This is a genomic window from Streptomyces boncukensis (assembly GCF_011045075.1).
Taxonomy (GTDB): domain Bacteria; phylum Actinomycetota; class Actinomycetes; order Streptomycetales; family Streptomycetaceae; genus Streptomyces; species Streptomyces boncukensis.
The window spans coordinates 1-1,256 of record NZ_JAAKZZ010000973.1 but is presented as its reverse complement, the minus strand read 5'-3'; the positions used below and the strand labels follow the sequence as shown (position 1 = coordinate 1,256).

General features: G+C 67.8%; 1 protein-coding gene. It reads right to left on the bottom strand.

Annotated features, from left to right (window positions below; translation table 11 throughout):
- Nucleotides 1–17: 17 nt before the first annotated feature.
- A partial coding sequence (locus tag G5C65_RS37405; RefSeq protein ID WP_241266345.1) for an RNA-guided endonuclease InsQ/TnpB family protein occupies nucleotides 18–1,256 on the bottom strand: 1,239 nt, incomplete at its 5' end.

Sequence of the window (1,256 nt, the reverse complement as noted above, 5' to 3'; positions counted from 1 at the left end):
GAGGGAGGGGGATTCCCCTATGAGGGGGTTCGGCCGGTCGCCCGGCTTACGGGTTCCTGCTTCGCGGACCGGGTAGTCCCAAGGTCTCCACAGGCTGACACGGGCTGCCCGCCCGCGTTTCGGATGTTCTTCGCGGCGTTGACGTCGGCGTTCTCGGCGTGTCCGCAGCCTGCGGCTTTGCATCGGAAGACCGCTTGGCTCTCGCGGTTGCCTTCCGAGACGAAGCCGCACGCGGAGCAGCGTTGCGACGTGTACGCGGGGTTGACCTTCACCACGCGCGTTCCCGTGTACCGGGCGGCGTTGGTGAGGGCGAGTTCGAGGCGATGCCATCCCTTGTCGAGGATCGCTTTGTTGAGGCCCCGTTTCCGGGCCACCCGGGTACCGGGCGCTTCCACGGTGCCGGAGGCGGAGGCGGACATGTTGCGGGTCTTGAGGTCTTCCAGCACCACGAGCGCGTTCTTGGCCGTGACCACGCTCGCGACCTGGGCGCAGAAGTCCGCGCGGCGGTCGGTGACCCGGCCCATGACCCGGTTCATCGCCGCGATCGTCTTGCGCCGGTTCGCTGAGCCCTTCTTCGTGCGGGACAGCTTCTGTCGCAGACGCCGGTACCGGGTCTCCTCGCCGGCGGTGACGAACGGCCGATCGTGAAAATCGCCGTCCGAGGTGATGGCCGCGAACTGCACACCCCGATCGATACCCACGGATGTACCCGGCATCGCATGCCGCTCCGGCGCTGTGGTCTCGTCGTCCACGAGGAACGACACGAACCCGTCCCGGCCCTTACGGGACACCGTGGCGGAGCGGATCTCACCGCCGGGCGGACGAGACCACCGGAAGCTGACCCATCCCAGCTTCGGCAGCCTGGCCCGGCCCCACCTGCGGCCGAGTCGTTCCACCTCGATCAGCTGGCCCATGGGGAAGCGGAACGAGGGCGACCATCGGGTCTTCGAGCGCCAACGCACCTGGAAGGTTCCGTGATCTCGGCATGCCTGGTCCAAGTCCTTCAGGGTCTGCTGAAGCGCGTGGGACGGGGCGGCCCTGAGCCAGGGGTGATCCTTCTTCGCGTCGGCCAGTTCGGCGCACTGCGGCGCGTAGTTCATCCACGCGCCCCGGCGCCGGTACTCGCGACGCTGGTGGAGGGCGGTGTTCCACACAGACCGACAGATGTTCCCGAACTCCTCGCACATCTCTGCCTGTTCAGGCGTGAGCGCGAGACGGTACCGGCGGCCGGACAACAACAGGAACACCCCCCTCCA